Raw genomic sequence first — 22,390 nt, forward strand, 5'->3', positions numbered from 1 at the left:
TCCGCCGATACCGATGATGGCCCGCCGAATCCGTAGGCTGCGGATTCATGACCATCCTCGGTATCGGCCTGGATCTGGTGACCATCTCCGATTTCGCCGAACAGCTCGAACGGGCCGGAACCACCATGCTCCGGGAGAGTTTCACCGCGGGTGAGCGGCGTTACTGTCAGAGCAAGGGCACAGATCCGGCCCGCAGTTTCGCGGCGCGGTGGGCGGCCAAGGAGGCCGTGCTCAAAGCATGGGCCACCTCGCGGTTCGCTCGCCGCCCGCAGATCGGTGACAACCCGTATCCGCTCATCGAAGTGGTGAACGACGCCTGGGGCCGGCCCAGCATCAAATTGCACGGACTGGCAGCGGAATTCCTGCCGCGGGTGCGGGTGCACCTGTCGATCACGCACGACGGCGATACGGCCGCCGCGATGGTCGTCCTCGAGGATCCGGGCGAATTGGCCGATCTGATCGAAAACCCCTGAGGCGGTAGGGCTCCGGCAGCCCGAGTCGGCCCGTCGCTCCTGCGAAGGCCGGAACCGGCGACGTCCCGCTCACACGTCGCCGGTTCCGCCCTTCGTCGGAGCGACGGAAAGCCTTATCGCCCGAAGGTGCGGATCGCGCGCGATCAGGCCGTCGTATCGCGTTGTCCGGTGCGCGATTCCTTCTCCGCGATCAACAGGTACGCGACCATGAGCCGCTTGAGTTCGGCCACGGCCGCCTCGTGGCTGAGCCCGTCCTGTACCGAGAAATTCAGCATCGAATACACCACGTGCACCAGCACCTGCGCCATCATCGAGCGGCGCCCACGCGGGGTGCGCGGCATCAGCGGCCGCAGCATCTGCTGCACCGCCTCGGCGAATTCCTTCTCGTGGATGGCGCCGGTGGCGCGGGTCGACGGGGTCGACTGCATGGCCAGCCACACCTCGCGCCGCGACGGATCGGTCATCCACAATTCCGCGAGGTGGTCGACGAGTTTGTTCATATGCCGCAACCAGTCCATCGACGGAATTTCGCCGTGGAAGTCGGCCAGCTCCTGGGAAACGGCCACCAGATCCTGCCGATTCAATTCGCAGACGATGACGTATTTGTTGGCGAAGAACTGATACAGCGTGCCGATCGGCACCTCGGCGCGGGCGGCGACTTCCTCGCAAGTGAACGATTCGAATCCGACCTCGACCAATAGTTCGCGCGACGATTGCAGCAGCGCATCGAATTTGCGCTTGCTACGTTCCTGGGTGGGCCGCCGGCGCGGCATCAACTCCTGCGGGTCGTCCTGCAGCTCCAACGCCGGATCAGGACGCCGGTTCGACCTCGGTGCCGTGCGCGCTTCCACCACATCCACCAGGCTAGCGGTAGCGACACGCGGATGACACACGGTGCCGACTTCTGTACCCGCGATTCGGTCCGATTCATAACCCATCCAAGCCGAATGTGGTGACGAACACATACCGAGTAGATCTACATCGGCGGGGGTGTGTCGATTTTCGATCATTACCGCTGCGGCGTTGAACCGCTGCTCGGCGCAACTTTCTCGGCGCGGTTCCTGCACACGGAAGGCCTGATCTGTGGTGGTTCGACCTGTGGTGACTCTCGGTGCTTCGATCGCTCGCGACTGCGTGGACGCGGTGGCCCTGCGCGAGGGAAGCGCGAAACTGACCGACCGGGTGCTCGCGCACCACGTGGCCGAACTGGGCGCCGCGTCGCCGACCGGATTGCCCGGGCTGATCGAAGCGCTGCTCGACGGGCTCGCCGCGCGGGTCGGCGCGGAGTACGAGATCGCCGGGGCGGCCGTGACCTATCGCGATGCCGCGGGCCGGCGGGCGGTCGTCACCGGCTTGGCTTCCGGGCCGTGGTACGAGGCCTCGCTGGTCTCGGCCAAGTCGGCGCATCTGGCACTGGCCCGCGCGATGACCTGGGCGAGCGAATTCGACCACCTGCTGATCTGCGAGCTGATCCCGGGATACCAAGGCTTCTCGCTGATTTCGCCGCATCGCGACCGGGTGGTCGCGGCCACCGCTACCGCCGCCGGTTTCGTCTCCGAGGATTCGGTGCGGCTGGGCATCGCCGCCGCCTGGGATCAGCTGGATGCGGCCGGTGTTCGGCCCAGCGCGGTCGTCGCGATCGGTTCGGAGGCAGAGCAGCCGGGGCTCGCCGCGGTGTTGTCGGCGGGGTTCAACGCGCCGGTGATTCCGTGCGCGATGGCCGAGGCCGGGTCGGCGATCGGTGCGGCACTCGTGGTGCAGCCGGAGGCGTTCGTCGCGGGAACGGGGGAACGCGCACGGGTATCACGCAATTCGGTCGCGGTCGTCGCCGCGGCGAGTGTGCTGGCCGGCGGTCTGACCATCGGCGGCGTGCACGAGCTCACCGACCATCCGCGTTCGGATGCCACCACCCGCCTCGCCGACGCCCGCAACGCGCAGCCGAGCCGGGGGCCGCGCCACGCACGACCGGAACCCGGTCTGCCGGCGGTGGATTCGATTCCGGAATTGCCGATCGACGGCCCCGCCGATCGGCCGTCATCGGGTCCGCGGCATGCCGCACCGGATCCGTCCGATGCCGATCCGGCCGCGGCGGGCTGGGGTCTGGACGGTTCGTCCTGGCTGGGCGTGCGCGGGTCGGATCCGGCGAGTGAGCCGAAGCGCCTGGCCAAGGAGGCGCCGCAGCCGGATTCGCCGCAACCGCAGACGAAGTCGGTCATCCCGGCCCCGACCGAACCGGTCGGAGCGCCCAACGGCTCGCTGCTGTTTCCGGGCGAATCGGCGCCGCCGCCGCTCGGAACCGCCGAATTCACCGAGTGGTGGGACAACCACTGGCGGCTGACGCTGCGCTGGATGGTCGCGATGATGCCGCAGCGCGACTGAACAGCCGCGAAGCACCCGCGAGGGGCCCGGGACGATCGTCTCGGGCCCCTCGCCTCGTCTACGGCCGGTTCGCGCTACACCGACAGGTCGCGGCGCAGCTTCGCCACATGCCCTGTCGCGCGCACGTTGTACTGCGCCACCTGGATGACGCCCTGCTCGTCGACCAGGAAGGTGGAGCGGATGACGCCGGTGATGCGCTTTCCGTACATCGTCTTCTCACCGTAGGCGCCCCATGCCTGGAGCACTTCGCGGTCTGGATCGGAGAGCAGGGGGAAGGTCAGTTTCTCGTTGTCCCGGAATTTCGCCAATTTCGTCGGTTTGTCGGGCGAAATGCCGATGACGTCGAGGCCGGCCTCGTTCAGCTCGGTCAGGTTGTCGCGGAAGTCGCACGCCTGCTTGGTGCAGCCGGGCGTACTGGCGGCCGGGTAGAAGTAGACGATCACCTTGCGGCCGCGGTAGTCCGCCAGCGACACCGGCTTACCGTCGGCGTCGGGAAGCGTGAAATCCGGCGCGGGATCGCCGGGGCCGAGTTTTTTGGTATCGGTCATGCCAGCACGGTAGCCCACCGATGTGACAACGGACGCGACATCGGTGGCGGCGGATAGACTCGACGCCCAGCGACCTACCGGAACGACAACAGGAGACAATGTGGCGAGGGATACCGAGCACATCGAGCGGGAGATCGAAGCCGCGCGCAATCGGCTCGCGGGCACACTCGACGAGCTCGCGGTGCGGGCGGACCCGCAGCGGATCGCCGACAACACCAAGAGGGCCGTGGTGGCGAAGGTGAACGAGCCGAAGGTGAAGTACAGCCTGATCGGCGCGGGCACTCTGGTCGGCGTGCTGGTGCTGATCAAGATCTTCCGCCGCTGACGCCGCAGAAACGACGGAACCCGGTGTGACACAGTGTCACACCGGGTTCTTTTCGTCTACGGCCAGTGCCGCGGGGATCAGACGGTCGGGCAGGCCATACCGGTGCCGTCGGGATCCAGGTGCGGCGAATAGCCGGGCTCACCACGGAACAGCGGGGCACGACCCGCCGCCCGGGCCTCGTCACAATTCTTGAACGTGCCTCCCGCCGAACCCGTCTGGGTCAGCCCCGCCGAGCCGGTGGCACCGATGGCATCGTCGATACCCGACGATCCGGTACCGGCGGAACCGGTGGGAACGAAACCGTCGGCCATGGCGGACGGGGCGGTGAGGACGATCGGGGCGGCGAGGGTGATCAAGCCCGCGCCGGTCACGATTAGCCTGCGAACGTTCATGTAATCCTCGATGTCAGCTGCGGTTGATACGGCGGACCGGCCGCACTCCCCGCGGTGGCAGGGCCGGAACCGCCGAGTCTACTGTTCTGATGGCGACCGCCGTTGTCAACCGCACGGCCGAGAGCCGCTTATTCACCCAGGCGGCGGCCCGTCATATGTTCCGCCGGAATATGTCCCATTCGTCCGGCCTCGAAATCCGTTATGGCGTCGATGATTTCCTGTTTGGAATTCATCACGAACGGACCGTATTGCACGACCGGTTCACGAATGGGCGCGCCGCCCAGCAGTAGTACCTCGAATTGACCGGTGGGTCCGTCCTGGTGGTCGTCGGCGGTCAGCGCGACGGCCTCGCCGTGGCCGAGTACCGCCAGTTGCCCCTCGGTCAGGGTGCGGCCCTCGTCGCCGACGGTGCCGCTGCCGGCCAGCACGTACGCCATCGCGGTGAACTCCCGCGGCCACGGCGTTTCCAGCCGCGCGCCGGGGCTGATCGAGGCATGCGCGTAGGCGATGGGCGTATAGGTCGAGCCGGGCCCCTCGTATCCGCCGATATTTCCGGCGATGATGCGCACGAGTGCGCCGCCGTCGTAGGAGGTGACCAGTGTCAATTCGCTCGCGCGCAGATCCTGGTAGCGCGGGTCCGCCATTTTCAGCGACCGCGGCAGGTTGACCCACAGCTGCACGCCGTGGAATACGCCGCCGGAGATCACCAGGTCCTCGGCGGGAAGTTCGTCGTGCAGAATGCCCGAGCCGGCGGTCATCCACTGGGTGTCGCCCTCGGCGATCGTTCCGCCACCGCCGTTGGAATCGTGGTGGACCATGGTGCCGTCGATCATGTACGTGACGGTTTCGAAACCGCGGTGCGGATGCCAGGGGGCGCCCTTGGCCTGGTAGGGCTCGTAGGCGACCGGCCCCATGTGGTCGAGCAGGATGAACGGATCCGCGGTGCGCACATCGAGGCTCGGGAAGGGCCGGCGCACCTCGAATCCGGCGCCCTCGAGTTGTTTGTGGGCGGTGGTCACGGTCCGGACCGGCCGCTGCCGCATGGTCTGCTCCGGGCGGGGCAGTCGCGGCAACACCAGGATGTCGTCGACGGTGATCGCGGGCATGGTGTCCTCCTAGGCCGGTTGGTGTCCATGTCAACCAAATACTCGGTAGGATCATTCCCATGGTGCGGTGGCTGGACGAACAGGAGCAACGGACCTGGTCCGCGTACATCCGGCTGCGTCAGCGCCTCGACGCCGCGATGGCCGCCGGACTCGCGAGCGACGGGCTGTCGGTCTCCGATTACGAAATTCTGGTGGCGCTGTCCGACGCGCGCGAGGGGAGTGTGCGCGCCCGCGACCTCGCCGCGCAGATCTGCTGGGACAAGAGCCGGCTGTCGAAGCATCTGGCGCGGATGGACAAGCGTGGGCTGGTGGTGCGGAGTCCGGCCGCCGACGATGCGCGCGGCCGGCTGATCTGTCTCACCGACTCCGGTCGCCGGGCGCTCGAAAAGGCCGCGCCCCGGCATGTCGAATTGGTCCGGCGACTGTTCGTCGACCAGCTGACCGACGCGGAGGCAATAGCGTTGCGATCGCTGGCGGACAAGGTGAGCGCGCGTGCCGAGAGCGAATCGGATATGCCGCCGGCGATCGGTGGCGTTGCGCACGCGGATTGAGGCGCACAGCGGACGGTCGTGCGAGTTTTCGGTACCGAGGCTCCGAAGTCGTCGCGGCCGGTGCGATGCCCGGGTTGTTCGTCCCGGACGCGGCATTCACCTGTCTTCGGCGCCATCCGACCGGTCGAATTGCGCCCGCTTCCAGTCGCCGAACGGTTCGTCGCGTTCGCGCACCGCTTCCCGGAAGCCGACTGTGGCCGAGCGCAATTGGAAGGCATAGCCTTCGCGCGTGTGCCGGGAGACGCCGTCGAAGACGGTGCTCACCATGCCCGAATTCGCGACGCCCTGGGCCAGCAGTGAGCTGTTGAGTGCCAATTTCGCCATGATCAGCTGATTGATCGGCATGCGCGAAATCCGTTCCAGCAGTTGCTCGGTGCGTTCGTCGAGCTCGTCCGCCGGACAGGACTCCACGGCCAGGCCCCACTCCTCGGCCTGCTTGCCGCTGAGGCAGTCGCCGGTGAACAGCAGCCGCTTGGCGCGCTGGTCACCGAGCCGGTGCGCCCACATACCGGCCGCCGGAATGCCCCACACGCGTGTGGGTGGGTAGCCGATCTTGGTGTCGTCGGCGCAGATGATCTGATCGCAGAACAGGGCGATGTCGGTCCCGCCGGCGACGGCGAATCCGTGCAGTTTGGCGACCGTCGGCTTGTTCGCGTGCAGCAGGCTGGAGAAGCCGCGGTTGAACCGGCTCATCATCTGATAGTCGACCATGGGATCCCATGTGCCCCAAGGGTTGTGGTTGCGCGCCTGCACCACCGGGTCGAGAACGGTTCCGGTCGTGGGCTGGGCCGACACAGTGGGGGACAGACCGTTCTCCGCGAAGATCGAGAGGTCGTAGCCGCCGCAGAATCCCTTGCCGCGTCCGGAAACCACCATCACGTGCACGCGCGGATCCAGGTCGGCACGCTCGACCGCGTGCGCGAGTTCGATCGGAGTATCGGCGGTGATGGCATTGCCGTGCTCGGGCCGGTCGAAGGTGATGCGTGCGATCCGGCCGGTCACCTCGTAGGTGAGGGTGCGGTAGGCCGGGCCCTGCTCCGGTTCGGGTCGGTCGGCGAACAGCGAGTCCTCGCCGCTGGTCAGGTCCTCGCGCCAGGCCGCGGGCCGGGTGCCGGAGTGGTGCGCATCGTCGGTCACCCAAGAAGTGAACTCCAGTTCACTTCTTGCTGTCAAGGGGTGCCGCGGCTGCCGATCGGGGAGGAAGTATGGGTTGCGGCGTGCAAGGCGCGTCGGACCGGTGGTTCAGGGGGCCGGTTTTCCGTCGTCGGCGAGCCAGGGCGTCACCGGCGGCTTGATCCACAGGATCTTCTCGTCCGTGTGATCGCGTTGTGCGGCAGGATGATTCGGGTTGCGGGCGGCCCACCCGTCCTTCTCGTCGAGCAGCCGCGCGACCAGCGCCCACGTTTCGTCGGTGCTGGGCGGATTGGTATCGGCGGCCCGCGCGAGTTTGCGGCGCGTGGCTGCCGGGATCGTCGCGAGTTCGGCGCCGGAGATTCCGCGCTGCCACAGATAGGCCGCGAGCCGTCGCGCCTTCTCGGCGCGGCCCTTACTGGCGTGGTCGGTATGTGCGTAGTCGGCCATATCGGTTCCCGATCGCGAGCGAATTGCCCACGAGCCTAGCCACGTCCCCGCCGAGCCGAACCAGAGGATCCACTCCGGTCGATAGTCGGCATGATCGGCCAGCGCACTTGCGGGCCGGTCACCGGTTCCGTGGTCTGCCGGACTCGGCTACGGCGCAGTCCCGCCCGCCGACGTGTCGGTTCCCCGGAAGAATTCGCGGATGTCCCGGAGTGTCGGCGACTCATCCAGGATGTCGGAGAGGTCGGGTTGGTCGTCCAGGTCGGCCGCGACCGACGCCGCGGCGGCCTCGCTCTGCCTGCGAGCCCGGCGGGCGGCCTCCTGTGTCGCCTCCACGATGGTGCGGACGAGTTCCGCCGCCGGCTTGCGCAGCGCGGCGGCCGACAGCGACAGATCGGTGAGAACGCCGCCGGCGTCGACGGTCGCCGTGACCGAACTGTCGGCGGAATCGGCTTGCACCCGAACGTTTTCCAGCTGCTGATTGATCTCCGCGAGCCGGGAGTGCTGTTGCTCGTAGGAGTCGAGCAACCGCTCGACCTGGTTACGCAGTCCGCTGTTGGCCGACCGCAGGGCCTCCCGCCGCCACCGGTCCATATCGGTGTCCTCTCGTCGGCTGAACCGGGAGACACGATTGTCCTCCACATTGCGCGACAGGCCGGACGCTGCCTTCTCGGTGGTGGGAGGATCGGCGGCCGATCAGGTTCTGCGCGAGATGACCATGATGTATTCGCACGGAGCGTTCGTTCGGTTGGCGAAGCCGTGGTCCGCGTCGGCCTGAAAGAACAGCGAGTCGCCCGTGTTCAGGGTTTCGCTGATCCCGCCGATCAACACCGTGAGGGCGCCGTCGAGCACCACGAGTTGCTTCTCGGTACCCGGCGGATACGCGGGCAGCAGCCCGGTGGAGACCTGTGCGGGGAGGTGGTGGACGATCATCTCGCCTGTTCCCGCGCCCGGAGCCGCTGACACCATGTGTCGTTCGAAGCCGGTTTCCGGGTCGCGGAAAACCGGGCGATCGCTCTTGCGCAGGACGACGGCCACGCCGGATGCGGCAGCGGCCGCCCCGCCGATCAGGTCCGAGAGCGACGCGTCGAGCGCGTGGGCGATCCTGGAGGCGACGCCGATCGTCGGGCTCTTCTCACCGCGTTCGACCTTGGACAGCATCGCCCGGCTGACCGACGACTGTGTCGACAGCTGCTCCAGCGTCAGCCCCGCCTCCTCGCGGCGTCGCCGCACATTGACGCCGAACACACCGGCCGGGTCGTCACCGTGGTGTGGTCCGGTCACGTTTGCGTCTTGCTCGACCACCGTGCTCCTCGATCGATGGGTATTTCGCCGTTCACAGTGTATGTTTCTTCGATAGAAGAAGACATCTTCTATCGAAGAGTTACGTGATCCGCGTGACACGACGGAGGTCTTCTGCGTGTGGTTTCGAGTGGCAGGCTCCATGCCACGTTCGAATTCGGTGATCTGCAAGTGATTTCGTTGCGAGACGGATACATCGACATGCCGACGCGCCGGCTCCGCGACGAGGACGGGTGCCCGCTCGAGGAGCTGCCGGCCGCCGTGCCGCTGGTCGGCGACAACGTGCGGCTGGCGGTCAACGCCTTCTTCGTCACCGACGGCGCGCGGTCGGTTCTCATCGACACCGGCGCGTCCGATGTGTGGCACGACCCCACCATGGGGTTGATCTACGATGCGCTCGACGAGGCGGGAATCGACCGGGCGCAGGTCACCGATGTGGCCATCACCCACAACCACGAAGACCACGTGAGCGGTCTGATCGCGCCGGACGGCACGGAGGCGTTCGCCGAACTCGAACGTGTGTGGATCGGTGCGGGCGACACATCGGTGTTCACGGGCCGGCTGGCGCCGATCCGGGACCGGGTCGTCCCCGTGTCGGAGAGAATCGCGATCAACGATTGGGTCACCGCGATCCCGACACCGGGTCACACTCCCGGTCACACCGTCTACTACGTCAGTAGTGGCACCGCCCACCTTCTCGTCTGGGGCGACACGGTCCACGTCCCGGCCCTCCAGTTCGATCGGCCGAAGGTCTCCTGGGAACTCGACGGCAACCAGTCCCATGCCCGCGCTGCGCGGGCGGCCCTCCTCGAACAACTGACCCGGCCACACCATTTCGTCGCCGGCGCCCACCTCGACTCACCCGGCATCGCCCGCGTAACCCCCGCCGGCTCCGGTTACGCGCTGGAATATCTGGCACCACCGATCGGCTGATCGAGCCCGTCGTCTCCGGGCCGCAGCGCATGTGCAACAGCGCGTGGAATCCCGTTGTGACCGAGTGGAATTCGCGGATCGTCCGGACCGGAACGCAGAAGACCCCCGACCGGTAATCCTGGTCAGGGGTCTTCGTGGAGTGCGCCATCAGGGACTCGAACCCCGAACCCGCTGGTTGAGAGTTCCTGTCAACGTGCTGGTGGTACTCATTTCTTGGTGTTGGTATGTGGTTCCGGGGTCGAGTTTATGGCCGTCGACGTCCTTGTGTGCCGTGCATGTTCGGTCACGGAATCGCGTACTGTTCCCCGGAAACTTTGGGGTTGTTTTGGGATGGGTCGAGTCGGTGCCACTCCCGCACAAGAATCCAATTCGGTGCCAGCATCGGGCCCGGTGCATTTGGGGCTGCGTCGCAAGTTGGGTTTGCGATCAGCGGTGGTCGTGCACCGAGCCCATGCCGGCGGTGTGCCCAGATCCGCCCCGAACTCGACCGCGCGTCGCCTGGCACGCGAGATCCGCGCCTCCGGTGTCGCGGTCACTCTGGTCGTGCACGAACACATTCGCCTCGGCCGTGGCATCGAACTCGGCGGCTCGGCCGAGCTGCTACAGGCCGCCGACATCGGCCTGTAGTTCCTCAACGGCGAACTCCAGGGCTCCCTCCCACGACCCGTCCGGAGCGGTGTTGACCGTACTGGCCGCCCTGTCCGGGATAGAACGCGAACACATCCGTAAATGTCGATCCGCGCCGTCCGGGACGACTTCGAGTCTCCCGCCGCTAGCGTGCTGAACCGATCGGTCTGATCGCCCCGGTTGCTGCTGTTGGGCACGCCGCCCGGTGCTGGCGGATCAGATGTTTGTGGCTCCGTTCCGTGTGTGCAGTTGTTGTGTCAAAGCGGTGATGGTCGGGTTCGTGAAAAGCGTGTTGAGTTCGAATGACATGCCACGTTTTTCGAGGGCTGCGCGGAATTGAAGTGCGGAGATGGAGTCGCCGCCCGTGAGGAAGAAGTCGTCGTTCGGGTTGGGAATGGTGCCGAGGACTTCGGCCCATGCCTGGGTGAGATGGGCTTCGATCTGTGTGTGTGAGGGGCTGATTGGGGTTGGTTGTGGTGCTTGTCGGGGGCGGCTGTCGCTCAGTGCTCGGCGGTCGGCTTTGCCGTTGGGGGTGGTGGGGATCGAGGGGAGTTGAACGATTTCGGTGGGGATGGCGTAGTGAGGGAGGCGGTCGCGGAGGAAGGCGGTGATTTCGCCGGTGGTGGCGGTGCCGGTGTAGTAGGCGACGAGCAGGGTGGTGCCGTGGGTGTTGGTGTCGTCGATGACTGTGGCGGCGTGGACTCCGGGGCAGTCGTTGAGGTGCGTGGTGACTTCGCTGAGGGTGAGGCGGTTGCCGCGGATTTTGATCTGGTCGTCGAGGCGTCCGAGATATTCCAGCTGGCCGGCGGCGTTGTACCGGGCGAGGTCGCCGGTGCGGTAGCGGCGACGCCCCGGAGCGGTTGGGCTGGTGATGAATACTTCTGCTGTGAGGTCGTCTCGCTGATGGTATCCGCGCGCCAGACCGGGGCCGGCGATCGTGATTTCGCCGGGAGTTCCGGTGTCGACGGGATGACCGTAGGGGTTTGTGACTGTCAGTTCGGTGTTGTCGATTGCGGTGCCGATCGGCACGGTCGAGGTTTTCCGTGCGTCGGCGACGGTGATGTCGAAGTAGGACGCGCAGTATGTTGCCTCGGTGGGTCCCCACAGATTCGACAACACGACGTCGTCGAGACCTGCGGCGGCGAATATTTCGCCGAAGCGGCGGACGAGGGCGGGGTGCAAAGTTTCGCCGCCGCACAGGATGTAGCGCAGGGTGCGGATGCGTGCCGTGGTTTGGGGTCGCTCGGTGAGCTCGTCGAGGAATGGGCCGAGCATTGTCGGCACGAACTGAACGACGGTGACGTTGTAGCGTTCGATCGCGTTGATGATTTTGCGGGGGTCGGTGTGCGTGTGTTCGGGAAGCACTGCTACCGCGGGCCCGTGCGCCAGCCACATCAGTTCCGGTACCGACGCGTCGAAGGTCTGGGGAGCCTTGAACAGGACGACGTCGGATTCCCGCAGTGAGTAGTGCCGTTGCATCCACGTCATCAGATTCATGATCGAGCGGTGTTCGATCATCACCCCTTTCGGGATGCCGCTCGACCCGGAGGTACGGATCATGTAGGCCAGGTCACCGGGTCGGACGGTCGCTGGTGGAGTGTGTTGCAGCGGAAGCCTGTCCGGGGCGATCACCTCGATGCCGTATGCGGCGGCGTGGTTCGGTTCGCCGATCACCACGCGTGCCTGGCTGTCGGCGAGCAGGGTGTGGATGCGCCACGCTGGCGCGTCCGGGGAAATCGGTACGTAGGCGGCTCCGGCGGTCATCACGGCATGGACAGCAATGACCAGTTCGGGGGAGCGGGGCAGTATGACTGGGACGAATTCGCCTGGGCACACGTTGTGTTCGCGCAATCTGGCGGCCAGTGCTTCGACACGGTCGAGCAGTTCGCGGAAGGTGAGGAAGGCGGTTTTGTCGTCCGGAGTGGTCCAGCTGCATGCTGTGTGGTTCGGGTAGCGCTCCGCCGTGGCGGCCAGCAGTTGCGGGATCGTCATTGCCTCGTCGGTCCCGGTGAGGCAGCGATCGTGATCGGTTGGTGACTGCTGGGCTCGCGGTCGCAGTGGCACCGTGCTCGAAGCCGCGGTGGTGAGGGTGTCCAGGATCAGGCTGACGGCTCTGTCGATACCGGTTTCGTCGGCGATCTCTGTGCGGTAGAAGATTTCGATATCGATGGTGCCGTCGTATGCGTATTCGTTGAGGAGGATGGTGACGGCGCCGAGCGTGTTGCCGACCGCGAGTGTGGTTACGTCGCGGCGTAGGCGCGCGGCGTGGGGATGGTCGGGAATTTTGTTGTAGGTCAGTCGCACGTCGAACAGTGGACTTGCGGCGCCGGTGATTTCGCGCAGGGCGCGTAGTAGCTCGCCGTAGGGAAATCGTTGGCGCGTTTGAAGGTCGAGCACCTGCGTCCGGACCAGCTCGGTGAGATCAGCAAACGTGGCTGCCGCGGTGATCGGAATATGGACGGGCAGAACGTTGCTGAGGTCGCCGACGGTTGCCAACTCTGCTGGGGTTTCCCGGTTCAGCAGGGCGAGTCCGATGACGATGTCCCCGCTGCCGTGGATGCGGTGCAGGTGAACGCCGAGCGCGGCGAGTACCAGAGCCGCGACTGGCCCGCGTGTTCGGATCCGTTCCATCGTGGGGCGGTCGATTGCACGGCTGTAGCGGCCCAGCCGGGGCGATGGGGTGCTCGCCCATGACGGGTCGAACAACGCTGGGGTCAGCGGCTGGAAGCGTTCGACGAGGGTGTCGCGGTCGGTGTTCCACTGATCGGACTCGCGATAGTGGCGGAAGTTGTCGAGAACGGACAGATAGCTCGGCGCGGCATTGATCGGATCTTCGCCGAAGTAGATGGCGGAGATCTCTCGAGCCAGCAGGATCAATGACCAGCCGTCGGCGACTGCGTGGTGGAATCGGATGAACACCAGCAGTGAATCGGTGTCATCGCACAGAATGGTGAACTCGGACTGGTGCCCGTCGATCGGCAAGACGGTATTCGCTCGCTCGTGCGTCCAGTGGTGCAGCGCCACAGCAGGCTCGGTTTCCGACCGCAGATCGATGAACTCGATTCCGACGGGCGCGGGGGCCAGGCGCTGCACGGGCGGGACTTGGGCGGTGTCGAATCGCAGTCGCAGCGCGTCGTGGCGATGACACGAGGCGATGATCGCGGCGCGCAACCGGTCGACATCGGTGGCGCCGACAAGGCGCATGCACTGGGCGGCCTGCACCACCGGCGTATCCGGGAAGCGTGCTCCGAGCACGATGAGGTCTGCTTGATATGGCGACAGCGGCCACTCGTGGACTGCTCCACGGTGGTGTTCGGTTGAAGGAGGCGTGGTCGATGGTGCTGTGGCGGTGGCGAGTTCACTGCTGAGGTGGGCAGCCAATGTGGCCGGCGTCGGGTGTCTGGCGAGGTCGGCTGCAGTGAACCGCAGGCCGTACGCGGACTCGAGATGGTGGCGCAGACTCAATGCCGCCAGTGAGTCGAGACCGAGGTCGGCGAATGTCGAGGTGGGTTCGATTGGTTCGTCGCCGGAATATCCGAGTACGGCGGCCAGTGCCGCCTGCACGGCAGTGGACGGATCGAGCTTCTTGGGCTCTGCGGGGGTGTCGGTGAGGTGGCTCGTTTGCGGCATCGGCTGTCCGGATGTCAGGGATGGGCTACGGGGCGTTGTGACAGCCGGGGCCAGCCCTTCGTCGGGCATCATCCAGAACCGCTGGCGTTGAAATGGATAGGTCGGAAGGTCGACTCGGCGGGCTGCGGATCCGGCGAAACAGGATGTCCAATCCACCGCAACGCCGCAACGATAGAGGTGGGCGGCCGAGGACAGGAATCGGCGTAGACCCCCGTTGCGGCGACGCAGGGTCGCGGCGATCGCCACGGGGGCGGGCCGGCCGGAGTCGGTATCGATGGCTGTGATTGTTTCGTGCACTGCGAGGCTCAGTACCGGATGGGCGCTGACTTCCAGAAATACCCTTGCGCCCTGTGCGTGTGCGGTGCGTACGGCGTCCTCGAATCGGACAGTGTCACGGATGTTGTGGTACCAGTATCGGGCGTCGAGTTCCGCGGTATCGAGATAGTTGCCGGTGACTGTGGACACAAACGGGACCTCGCCCGATCGGGACGTGATCGAATTCATCGCCTGTTCCAGCGCCGGCTGTAGCGGCTCGACCAGGGGGGAGTGCGACGACACTGCCACGGCCACTTGTCGTGCGTCGATACCTTCTGCGGTGCAAGTGGTCAGCAGTGTTGCGATGGCGTCGGCGGGCCCGGACAGCACGCACGAGCTCGGACTGTTGATGCATGCGACTGTGAGTGCGTCGCCGCCAAGTTCGCGGGCACGGTCGGCAGGCAGCGGCACCGACACCATGGCGCCTTGTCCGGTGAGTGTCGCCATGATTGTGCTGCGGCGCGCGATTACCAGCGCCGCGTCGTGCAGGGTGAGGGCACCGGCGATGTAGGCGGCGGCGACCTCGCCCTGAGAATGCCCGATGACAGCGGCCGGGTGCACGCCGAGACTTTCCCACATGCGCGCCAGGGCAACCATGATCGTGAAAAGCACCGGCTGGGCGACATCTACCCGGTCCATGGAGGGCGCATCGGGCTGGCCTCGCAACACATCGGTCACCGACCAGTCCAGGTGTTGTGACAGAGCTTTGTCGCACTCGGCCACGTGCTCAGCGAAAACTGGGGCGGTGTCCAGTAATTCGCTACCCATCCCGTGCCACTGTGGGCCCTGCCCGGGGAAGACGAAGACCACGCCGGCGGTCGCGTCCACGGGTTCCGGACGCTGTTCTCGATCGGTTGCCAGCTCGATCAAGGCTGTGCCGGCCTCGGCGCGGTCGGTGGCGAGCAGCACCGCGCGCCGTTGGAATGGTGCTCGGCCGGATGCCAGTGAATAGCCCACGTCGGTGAGCGTGTGTTCGCCCCGCCGACATAGGTAGGAGGCCAGCCGGGATGCCTGCGCCGCGAGGGCGGTCTCGGTGCGAGCCGACAACACCAACGGCACGAGCGGCAGTTCGCGGCGGGGCGGTGTGGTGCGAGTGAGCTGTGGCGGAGCCTGTTCGATGATCAGGTGGCAGTTGACGCCGCTGAGACCGTTCGCCGAAACCGCACCCCGGCGCGGTGCGTGGACGGTCGCGGGCCAAGCGATGAGCTCGCTCACTACGCGGACCGTTCCGGCGGTCCAGTCGATATGTGGTGATGGGCCGTCGTAATGTGCTGTGGCAGGGATGATTCCGCGTCGAATGGCCTCGACCATCTTGATCACGCCTGTCACCCCGGAACCGGCTTGGGTGTGACCGAAATTCGACTTGGCCGAGCCGATCCACAGCGGCTCCTCGCGGGTATGAGACGAGCCGTAGGTTCGGGTCAGCGCCGCTACTTCGATCGGGTCTCCTACTTTCGTGGCGGTTCCGTGTGCTTCGACGACCTGGATATCGGCGGAGTCGAGACCGGCGTCGGCCAAGGCGAATTCGATAGCTTCTTGTTGGGCGCGCTGATCGGGAACGACCAATCCTGCCGAGGCGCCGTCGGAAACGACCGCACTTCCGCGAACGAGGGCCAGGATAGGGTGGCCGAGGCGCTGTGCGTCCGAAAGTCGTTCTAGCAGAACAACTCCTACGCCTTCGCTCAACCCGAAACCGGTTGCATCGGCTGAGAATGGGCGGGTTGCGCCGTCCGCTGACAACAAGCCGACCACTGAGAATCCGACGAACAGGCTCGCGGAGCTGAAAATGGTGCCCCCGCCGGCCAGTGCCAGGGAGCATTCGCGGGACTGCAGCGCCTTGATCGCGGTATGTATCGCCACCAGTGAGGACGAGCAGGCGGTGTCGATGCTGAGAGATGGCCCGCGTAAACCCAGCACATAGGCGACGCGACCGGAGGCCATACTCGCGGCAAGGCCGGTGTCCTGGTAGCCCTTGGTCCGGGTCATGTCGGCCATCCGGGGCCCGTATTCGGCCTGTATGACCCCGAAGTAGGTGCCCGTGCGTGTCCCACGCAGCGTGTGGGGGTCGATTCCGGCGCGTTCGATCGCCTCCCACGAGGTCTCGAGCAGAACACGTTGTTGTGGTTCGATTGCCACGGCCTCGCGTGGGCTGATGCCGAAGAACGCGGCATCGAAATCGGTTGCCTCGGAAAGGAAACTGCCGAACCGTGTGGAGCTGGTCGGATGGCTCCCGTTGGAGCCGTGCAGTCGCGCAAGGTCCCACCCGCGATCGTCGGGCATCTCGCCAATAGTGTCTCGGCCGGAGGTCATGACCTGCCACATCTCGTCGACAGAATGCACGCCACCGCCGTAACGGCAACTCATCGACACCACTGCGATCGGCTCACCGACGGACTTGCCGTCGCTGTCGAACCCGGACACCGTCCACCTCACCCAACACGCCCAACTCTGAACACGAGGATATGACGGTGCCGTTCGAAGCCGGTTACCGCACATTGTGCAGTACCTTCTGTGGCACGACCGAGCACCAGCGGCAGGCGTTACATCCGGAATTGACCCTTTTTTAGGACAGTTTTCCTTCTTGTTTGGCCGGGTGCCGAGCGCTTCACTCATCACTGTGAAAAGCACCGAAAACCTTGTTTGCGGGGCCCGCCCGTCTGGCAGCCACTCGCTCGCTATCGGACCTGCGAACGCCGCGAGCACCCTCGATCCGCTGAGCCGCCGCGCCGTCATGGCGGCGTTGCTCGATGTGCCGGATCTGCTCGTCGAACTCGAGACCACTATGTCGCGCACCGATGCCGTCGCTCCCAGGGCGATGGGAGGCCGGACTCCGATGGCTAGCCGTGAACCGATGCTGCCCTTCCATACCGGCGCCGCCGACGCGCGAGCCGCTCTCACCAGCGCCCTGGCTAGACTGAGTCGTCAGGTCGCTGCGGTCGTGGGTCACCCCGCGCCGGGCGACGCGTCGCGCCAGGCTTCCTACCTGTCGGCGCATGTGCCTGAACTCCAAGCGAACTCGCCCGCGCTGGCCGGCGCCACCGACATCACGGCTGCCGTGCGTGCGGCTCGCATCATGATCGACCACCCGCAGCGGCAGCAGCAGCGGGTCCTCGGCGCCTGCGTCTGCGGCGCGGCCCTGTACGCAGGCGAAGAACAGGTCACCGTCCACTGCGTTCGATGTCAGCGGACCCACTCGGCCACGGCTGTGCGCACGGCCGCGGTCGGACGCGCATCGGACAAGCTGGCGACCGCGGCGCAACTGGCGCGACTGCTGCCGTGGATTTCCGATACCCGCATCACCGCCGACCGCATTCGGCAATGGGCTGCGCGAGGCAAACTGCCGGTGCATCACATCGACGGCCGCGCCCTGTATCGCGTCGGGGATGTGCTGGCCATCGCAACCGGCCGACAGTAGGCCGGAACGTAAGTGGTATATATCGTGAAGACTTTCGCTAGTGGGCACTTGCGTAACCGCTGTGCTCGAGCCGTGGACGGGGGGTATGTATGTCGCCACACCAACTGACTCTTCCCTTGCCGTCACTGGGCGACTATGTCGAGTTCCATCGCAAACGGCTCAAACTGACTCGGGAAGCGTTGGGAAAGCGGGCTCACCTGTCCGCGCGGACTATTCAGAAGCTGGAACGTGGCGAGCAAACCGGACTCAGTCAGCCATCGCTGGATTCACTGGCAAACGCTTTGGAGCTCAGTGCGCGCGATGAACGCAGGCATCTGGACGAGTTGACTCGGGTACACATTCCACGGCCCTGGTTTCCCCAATCCGTTCGCTCCGAAGCCACACCCGATGAACGAGCCATGCTCGATGACCTGATGCCTCACCCTGCCGCATTCTGCAACATCCGATGGGACGTGGTGGTCGCCAACGAGGCGTACGAGGCACTGTTTCCCGGCCGGGTGGAAATCGGTAACGCCATCCGGTGGTTGTTCGCCCCGGCCGGCCGCAAAGCGGTCCTGAACTGGGAAGCCGAGGCGGCATCCGACGTCGGCCGCATGCGGGGCATCCTCGCTCATTTCGGTAACCCGGCTGTAGGTATCGAACTGCTCGCCGAACTGCAGCACGATCCCGACTTCGCCGTGCTCTGGTTACGCCGCGAGGTGTCCTACGACAGGCCGGTCGAGGAGCCCCAGCACATCAACACCGATTCCGGTCCCGTCACCGTGACGATGCGACTGCAATCGATGCCCGCTCGCCTGGACTGGCTACATCTGTGCGTCGGAGTCGTCCGACCGTATTCGGGCTCGCGAAAAATCGTATCGCCCGCCTCTCATTAACTATTCTCAATTCGACTGATCTGCAAATAGTTTCGATTCGCGCTTTTTTACCAAATCATGTCCCTTTACTCGCGTATACGTGGGAATCGGCATGATGTATCCGATCAGTTTTGACTCCACCTCAGGAATTTGTCATGGTATCGAACACCTCACCTGCGCCATGTCTCGGCCTTCCCGGCTTCGTTCAGCGCCGCAATATCCGCAATTGGCATATCCATCCGGAAACCCTTGCGGCGCAAGCAGTATGCCGAAACCTGTGCCCCACCGACCGTTTCCGTGCCTGTGCGCGGGAAGCGTTGCGAGCCGGGCAGATCTTCGACGAGCCCGACCGCCCACGAGTCGCCGACGGCGTCGTCATGGCGGGCGTGGTCTGCCGCGGCGACGCGGCTACGGCACGGACACTGCACAATCTCCTCGCTACCGACGTCAACGCCAACGACCATGCTGGTCGCCACTGCCTCGACTGTCGCCGCCCGATGTACACCCGGCGGCATCGGAAACCGGGGCATGTCAGGCATGAGGCCGGAGGCCGGTGCGCCGGATGCTGTCGCGCCGCCGGCCGGGCAGCCTGAAAGGCCTGTATCTCCCGGTGTGCGTAATGAGTATCGTGTGGCACTCCGGTGTTCCGGATGAATAACTCCGTCTTCAGAGCGTAAAGTGAGTGGTAATGGCGCATGCCCATTCGAACCAGGTTGTCGTTAGATTGTTGGGCGACTTCCAGATTGGATTCGACGATGACGTCAACATCTGCTGGCGATCCAAGAAATGCACCAATCTGCTCGCCTTGCTGTTGATCGATCATGATCGACTGGTGAGCCGCGAGCGGCTCGAGCGAGCACTGTGGCCACGGCCGGAGCAACCGGCGGGCCCCACCGCGCTCAAGGTCGTCGTCCATACACTTCGCCGCGCGCTCGACACCGCGTTCGGGCCGGATCGTGATTTTCTGCACATCGAAAGCGGGGAAGGTGCCTATCAGCTCCGGCTGGGTGAACGGGTACGCGTCGACATCCACGAATTCGAACGCCTCTGCAGGCAAGGCAGTGAGGCTGAATGGCACGGATCCGTGCAGACAGCCGTCGACAACTACGGTCGCGCTGCCGAGATCTACCGCGGTGATTTCCTCGCCCGACGTGGCGAGGAGTGGGTGTGCGAGCACCGAGAATGGTTGCGCGCGAAGATGATGCACGCCTTGACCGCGCTGGTGCAGCACGCCAGCGATATCGATGACGCTCCGGCGGCGGTCCGGCATGCGCGCCGCATGCTCGAGCTGGACCCGACAGCCGAACGAGCGTTTCAGGCGATGATTCTCATCCACGGCCGCCGCGCGGAACTCGAACAGGCCAAATACTGGTACGAACTATGTGCGGCCCGGCTCGAGCGAGAGCTGGACACCGCACCACAGGAGGAGACACGACGACTGCTGCTGCGCGCGCACAACGGCGACCTCATCAGTTCCACCGACGCTCGGCGCATCCACTCGCGCGGTTGCTCCGGGGCCCATTGGACAGTCGAGCGCGAGACTTCCTCACCGGCCGCACGTTGAGCCGGCCCGCGCTGACGAAGTCACACAGTAGGGATTGAGGCCATCTATTAGACCCGCCCCACGGGCCAACCCCTCACGGCCGACTTCACGCTCCGCAGGGGACCGCCTGTCTACTGATCGGCCCCAAGAGAGTCCGACGCGACGTCGGCACGATCGCCCGACGGCGACTCGCCGGTTGACACGCGCACGGCACCCGGCGACAGAACGCCAGCGTAACCGCGCCAGCGGTTGCCCCGATTCTCCCAAAGATCGGCATCTCAGGCAGCACGCGCGAGCAGGACGGGCGACTGCCGTCACCGCTCCGGGCCCGGATTGCTCACCTTCGGATGCGCGGCTGTGCGAAGCCCGGCTGGGAACGGAGACCTCCACAGCGTGGCGCGTAGCCTGCCTACTCCGACCTTAACCGCGTCATAACCGCACGATGTTAGAAACGCGGGCATGGCGGGCATTCATGAGCAGTTGACCGCGCTCTTCGTCGAAGACCTTAGGATCGAGCGCAGCCGGATAACACCCCAGACTCATCTGGTAGCCGATCTCGGGTTCGACTCGCTCGCCTTCAAGATCACGCTGTCATCGATCGAAGCACGATTTGCGGTCAAACCTCCCGAGCAAGCCGCCATGGAGTGCACAACTTTCGATGAACTGGCCCTTCTGGTCGAGGAATGCGTCCGAGCCCAAGGTGTGGACAGGTCCGTCGAACCGGATGCGGGGTGAGCCGGTTTACCGACCGGCTCTACGAGACCGCCGCGCTCAGCGATCGTGGCATGGTGACCGGGGAGCCGGGCCACCCCCTTCGCCGTACATGGAACCAACTGCATCACCTCGCACAGCGAATGGCCGGCGCGTTGGCGCCCCACGCCGGCGCGGGTGCGAAGGTAGCCGTGCTCTCCGCGGATCCGGCAGAAGTCGCGCCTGTGGTGCAGGCGATCTGGATGCGTGCTGCGGCCGCCACGATTCTCCAGCAGCCAACACCACGCCTCGACCTGGCCCACTGGCAGACCGAAACAGGGCGCGTGCTGCAGATGATCGAGGCAAACGTATTGGTCATCGGGGCGTCCTTCGACGTTGCGGCACTTCCGCGTGACTTGTCTGCCACCGTCGTGCGGGTGGACGATCTCGCCAGTGGGCCGCAGATCGCGCCGCTGATACCGGAGGAGAACGCCGTCGCGCTGCTTCAGTTGTCGTCTGGTTCTACTGGTGATCCCAAAGCGGTGGTCATCACCCACCGCAATCTGCATGCGAACATCTCCGCCATCATCGAACGCTCCGGATTCGGTTCGAGTACAGAAGAAGTCGCGATCTCATGGCTTCCGCTATCACATGACATGGGCATGATCGCACTTTTGGCTATGCCCATGATGTGCGGTGCCGAACTGATCAGCATCACTCCAGCAGCTTTCCTGAACAACCCGCTGTTGTGGGCCGAGCTGATCAGTCGATACCGGGGCACCTACACCGGGGCTCCGAATTTCGCCTACTCCCTGCTGGGCAATCGCCTCGAGCGGACCCCGGACGAGCACAGCCTGGATCTATCCAGCATCCGGTACGCCATCAACGGCGCCGAACCCGTCGACTGCGAGGCGATGACGAGGTTCACCGAGCAGGCCGCTCGATTCGGTTGGCCCGCAACAGCTTTAGCGCCCTGCTACGGTCTGGCCGAGGCTGTGGTAGCGGTATCCGGGACAGAACCTGGTCGGGGCCTGTGCGCAGACCGGATCGACCCGCAGATGCTTCGGAGTAATCAACTCGCGGTCTGCTCGTCCGACGGCCAACAGTATGCAGTGCTGGGCAGCCCGTTGATCGGGCTCAAGGTACGGGTCGTGGATCCAAACACCGGCGCATCCCTTGACGCCCGTCGCGTTGGGGAATTCGAGATCCGAGGCGAGAGCATCACCGGAACACTCCTGACCGCGCAAGGTTTGGTCCCGGCTCAGGATGCCGACGGTTGGCTTCGGACCGGTGACATCGGATACCTCACGCCCGCAGGTGAACTCGTCATCTGCGGTCGTCGGAAGGACGTCATCATCATCTCGGGGCGCAATCTGTACCCGACCGATATCGAGCGAGCCGCCGAACGCGTGGATGGCGTCCGCCTCGGCAACGTTGTCGCGGTATCGGTAGCAGCAGCGACGCCCGCTGAAAGTTTCGCGGTACTTGCCGAATCGGTGCACCACGGCGACGAAGCGCAGCTCACTCGCATGCGGCGTGAGATCAGCATGGAAGTCTTCAAAGCAGTCGGCGTTCCACCTCGCACCGTGGTCATCGCAGCGCCTGGCTCCCTGCCTAAAACCACATCCGGGAAACTACGTCGCGCACACGCCCGCGCGCTCTTCGTTCTGGAACAATGACCGCCGTGTCAACGGCCAGTAGTTCGGGGTCTGGCCGGAATTTGATGATG

The 22,390-nt window shown here is 65.3% G+C and carries 21 protein-coding genes; 11 read left to right on the forward strand and 10 right to left on the reverse strand.

Annotation, left to right across the window (positions count from 1 at the left end; all coding sequences use genetic code 11):
- The first annotated feature begins 47 nt into the window (after positions 1–47).
- Positions 48–473: a holo-ACP synthase AcpS gene (acpS, locus tag NE2_RS08230; RefSeq protein WP_030517926.1), complete on the forward strand. Its 426-nt coding sequence runs from the start codon at positions 48–50 to the stop codon at positions 471–473.
- Between the two features lie 143 nt (positions 474–616).
- Here the strand turns inward: acpS and NE2_RS08235 are convergent, their stop codons facing one another.
- Positions 617–1,246 (reverse strand): TetR/AcrR family transcriptional regulator, encoded by a 630-nt coding sequence (locus NE2_RS08235; protein WP_228533674.1) that lies wholly within the window; start codon positions 1,244–1,246, stop codon positions 617–619.
- 328 nt (positions 1,247–1,574) lie between these two features.
- On the opposite strand from NE2_RS08235, the gene NE2_RS08240 reads away from it, so the two are divergent.
- Positions 1,575–2,852, forward strand: a complete 1,278-nt coding sequence (locus NE2_RS08240; protein ID WP_146165327.1) for a DUF7159 family protein — start codon at positions 1,575–1,577, stop codon at positions 2,850–2,852.
- A 74-nt stretch (positions 2,853–2,926) separates the two neighbouring features.
- Here the strand turns inward: NE2_RS08240 and bcp are convergent, their stop codons facing one another.
- On the reverse strand, positions 2,927–3,400 hold the full coding sequence (bcp, locus tag NE2_RS08245; RefSeq protein WP_063025322.1) for a thioredoxin-dependent thiol peroxidase: 474 nt from the start codon (positions 3,398–3,400) through the stop codon (positions 2,927–2,929).
- A gap of 100 nt (positions 3,401–3,500) precedes the next feature.
- On the opposite strand from bcp, the gene NE2_RS08250 reads away from it, so the two are divergent.
- Positions 3,501–3,725 (forward strand): DUF3618 domain-containing protein, encoded by a 225-nt coding sequence (locus tag NE2_RS08250; protein ID WP_063025324.1) that lies wholly within the window; start codon positions 3,501–3,503, stop codon positions 3,723–3,725.
- A gap of 77 nt (positions 3,726–3,802) precedes the next feature.
- On the opposite strand, the gene NE2_RS08255 is transcribed toward NE2_RS08250, so the two are convergent.
- Positions 3,803–4,117, reverse strand: coding sequence for an excalibur calcium-binding domain-containing protein (locus NE2_RS08255; protein ID WP_063015339.1), 315 nt, complete (start codon positions 4,115–4,117; stop codon positions 3,803–3,805).
- 128 nt (positions 4,118–4,245) lie between these two features.
- Positions 4,246–5,223: a pirin family protein gene (locus NE2_RS08260; RefSeq protein ID WP_063025325.1), complete on the reverse strand. Its 978-nt coding sequence runs from the start codon at positions 5,221–5,223 to the stop codon at positions 4,246–4,248.
- Positions 5,224–5,282: 59 nt separating this feature from the next.
- Between NE2_RS08260 and NE2_RS08265 the strand changes: the two genes are divergently transcribed.
- Positions 5,283–5,774 carry a MarR family winged helix-turn-helix transcriptional regulator gene (locus tag NE2_RS08265; RefSeq protein WP_063025327.1) on the forward strand — a complete coding sequence of 164 codons (492 nt, stop codon included), beginning with the start codon at positions 5,283–5,285 and terminating at the stop codon, positions 5,772–5,774.
- Between the two features lie 96 nt (positions 5,775–5,870).
- On the opposite strand, the gene NE2_RS08270 is transcribed toward NE2_RS08265, so the two are convergent.
- The 4 genes from NE2_RS08270 to NE2_RS08285 all read right to left on the reverse strand — a co-directional run bounded on the left by NE2_RS08270 (position 5,871) and on the right by NE2_RS08285 (position 8,825).
- Positions 5,871–6,911 (reverse strand): crotonase/enoyl-CoA hydratase family protein, encoded by a 1,041-nt coding sequence (locus tag NE2_RS08270; RefSeq protein ID WP_063025329.1) that lies wholly within the window; start codon positions 6,909–6,911, stop codon positions 5,871–5,873.
- 105 nt (positions 6,912–7,016) lie between these two features.
- The gene (locus tag NE2_RS08275) at positions 7,017–7,355 is read right to left on the reverse strand and encodes a hypothetical protein (protein ID WP_030517823.1); all 339 of its coding nucleotides are present in this window, start codon (positions 7,353–7,355) and stop codon (positions 7,017–7,019) included.
- Positions 7,356–7,502: 147 nt separating this feature from the next.
- Entirely contained in the window at positions 7,503–7,946 is a 444-nt protein-coding gene (locus NE2_RS08280; protein WP_106958663.1) for a YbaB/EbfC family nucleoid-associated protein, read from the reverse strand.
- Positions 7,947–8,048: 102 nt separating this feature from the next.
- On the reverse strand, positions 8,049–8,825 hold the full coding sequence (locus tag NE2_RS08285) for a helix-turn-helix domain-containing protein (RefSeq protein WP_218018570.1): 777 nt from the start codon (positions 8,823–8,825) through the stop codon (positions 8,049–8,051).
- 30 nt (positions 8,826–8,855) lie between these two features.
- Here NE2_RS08285 and NE2_RS08290 point away from each other — a divergent pair, with 30 nt between their 5' ends.
- Together NE2_RS08290 and NE2_RS36680 are read left to right on the forward strand one after the other, a co-directional pair.
- Positions 8,856–9,587 carry an MBL fold metallo-hydrolase gene (locus NE2_RS08290; protein WP_233429709.1) on the forward strand — a complete coding sequence of 244 codons (732 nt, stop codon included), beginning with the start codon at positions 8,856–8,858 and terminating at the stop codon, positions 9,585–9,587.
- Positions 9,588–9,959: 372 nt separating this feature from the next.
- On the forward strand, positions 9,960–10,214 hold the full coding sequence (locus tag NE2_RS36680) for a hypothetical protein (RefSeq protein WP_218018571.1): 255 nt from the start codon (positions 9,960–9,962) through the stop codon (positions 10,212–10,214).
- A 216-nt stretch (positions 10,215–10,430) separates the two neighbouring features.
- Here NE2_RS36680 and NE2_RS08300 read toward each other — a convergent pair whose 3' ends face one another.
- Positions 10,431–16,862, reverse strand: a complete 6,432-nt coding sequence (locus tag NE2_RS08300) for a hybrid non-ribosomal peptide synthetase/type I polyketide synthase (RefSeq protein WP_218018572.1) — start codon at positions 16,860–16,862, stop codon at positions 10,431–10,433.
- A gap of 130 nt (positions 16,863–16,992) precedes the next feature.
- Between NE2_RS08300 and NE2_RS08305 the strand changes: the two genes are divergently transcribed.
- A complete protein-coding gene (locus NE2_RS08305) occupies positions 16,993–17,574 on the forward strand; it encodes a hypothetical protein (RefSeq protein WP_146165325.1) in 582 nt (193 codons plus the stop codon).
- An 89-nt stretch (positions 17,575–17,663) separates the two neighbouring features.
- Positions 17,664–18,449 carry a helix-turn-helix domain-containing protein gene (locus tag NE2_RS37790; protein ID WP_084493884.1) on the forward strand — a complete coding sequence of 262 codons (786 nt, stop codon included), beginning with the start codon at positions 17,664–17,666 and terminating at the stop codon, positions 18,447–18,449.
- A gap of 149 nt (positions 18,450–18,598) precedes the next feature.
- Here NE2_RS37790 and NE2_RS08315 read toward each other — a convergent pair whose 3' ends face one another.
- The gene (locus NE2_RS08315) at positions 18,599–18,904 is read right to left on the reverse strand and encodes a hypothetical protein (protein WP_063025345.1); all 306 of its coding nucleotides are present in this window, start codon (positions 18,902–18,904) and stop codon (positions 18,599–18,601) included.
- 212 nt (positions 18,905–19,116) lie between these two features.
- Here NE2_RS08315 and NE2_RS08320 point away from each other — a divergent pair, with 212 nt between their 5' ends.
- From NE2_RS08320 to NE2_RS08330, 3 genes are all read left to right on the forward strand, one after another.
- Complete coding sequence (locus tag NE2_RS08320; protein WP_084493885.1) at positions 19,117–19,992, forward strand: AfsR/SARP family transcriptional regulator; 876 nt, start codon at positions 19,117–19,119, stop codon at positions 19,990–19,992.
- Between the two features lie 438 nt (positions 19,993–20,430).
- Positions 20,431–20,706: a phosphopantetheine-binding protein gene (locus tag NE2_RS08325; RefSeq protein WP_063025349.1), complete on the forward strand. Its 276-nt coding sequence runs from the start codon at positions 20,431–20,433 to the stop codon at positions 20,704–20,706.
- A complete protein-coding gene (locus NE2_RS08330; protein ID WP_063025351.1) occupies positions 20,703–22,340 on the forward strand; it encodes a fatty acyl-AMP ligase in 1,638 nt (545 codons plus the stop codon). Before NE2_RS08325 ends, NE2_RS08330 begins: the two co-directional genes overlap by 4 nt.
- The last annotated feature ends 50 nt before the right edge of the window (positions 22,341–22,390 follow it).

Source organism: Nocardia elegans NBRC 108235, assembly GCF_001612845.1.
GTDB classification, from domain to species: domain Bacteria; phylum Actinomycetota; class Actinomycetes; order Mycobacteriales; family Mycobacteriaceae; genus Nocardia; species Nocardia nova.

What these genes read in the sequence shown, in the direction of transcription:
- bcp (WP_063025322.1), bottom strand. Translation starts at nt 3,400, where the DNA reads ATGACCGATACCAAAAAACTCGGCCCCGGCGATCCCGCGCCGGATTTC.
- NE2_RS08325 (WP_063025349.1), top strand. Translation starts at nt 20,431, where the DNA reads ATGGCGGGCATTCATGAGCAGTTGACCGCGCTCTTCGTCGAAGACCTT.
- NE2_RS08255 (WP_063015339.1), bottom strand. Translation starts at nt 4,117, where the DNA reads ATGAACGTTCGCAGGCTAATCGTGACCGGCGCGGGCTTGATCACCCTC.
- NE2_RS08305 (WP_146165325.1), top strand. Translation starts at nt 16,993, where the DNA reads ATGGCTAGCCGTGAACCGATGCTGCCCTTCCATACCGGCGCCGCCGAC.
- acpS (WP_030517926.1), top strand. Translation starts at nt 48, where the DNA reads ATGACCATCCTCGGTATCGGCCTGGATCTGGTGACCATCTCCGATTTC.
- NE2_RS08320 (WP_084493885.1), top strand. Translation starts at nt 19,117, where the DNA reads ATGGCGCATGCCCATTCGAACCAGGTTGTCGTTAGATTGTTGGGCGAC.
- NE2_RS08280 (WP_106958663.1), bottom strand. Translation starts at nt 7,946, where the DNA reads ATGGACCGGTGGCGGCGGGAGGCCCTGCGGTCGGCCAACAGCGGACTG.
- NE2_RS37790 (WP_084493884.1), top strand. Translation starts at nt 17,664, where the DNA reads ATGTCGCCACACCAACTGACTCTTCCCTTGCCGTCACTGGGCGACTAT.
- NE2_RS08275 (WP_030517823.1), bottom strand. Translation starts at nt 7,355, where the DNA reads ATGGCCGACTACGCACATACCGACCACGCCAGTAAGGGCCGCGCCGAG.
- NE2_RS08265 (WP_063025327.1), top strand. Translation starts at nt 5,283, where the DNA reads ATGGTGCGGTGGCTGGACGAACAGGAGCAACGGACCTGGTCCGCGTAC.
- NE2_RS08290 (WP_233429709.1), top strand. Translation starts at nt 8,856, where the DNA reads ATGCCGACGCGCCGGCTCCGCGACGAGGACGGGTGCCCGCTCGAGGAG.
- NE2_RS08235 (WP_228533674.1), bottom strand. Translation starts at nt 1,246, where the DNA reads ATGCCGCGCCGGCGGCCCACCCAGGAACGTAGCAAGCGCAAATTCGAT.
- NE2_RS08260 (WP_063025325.1), bottom strand. Translation starts at nt 5,223, where the DNA reads ATGCCCGCGATCACCGTCGACGACATCCTGGTGTTGCCGCGACTGCCC.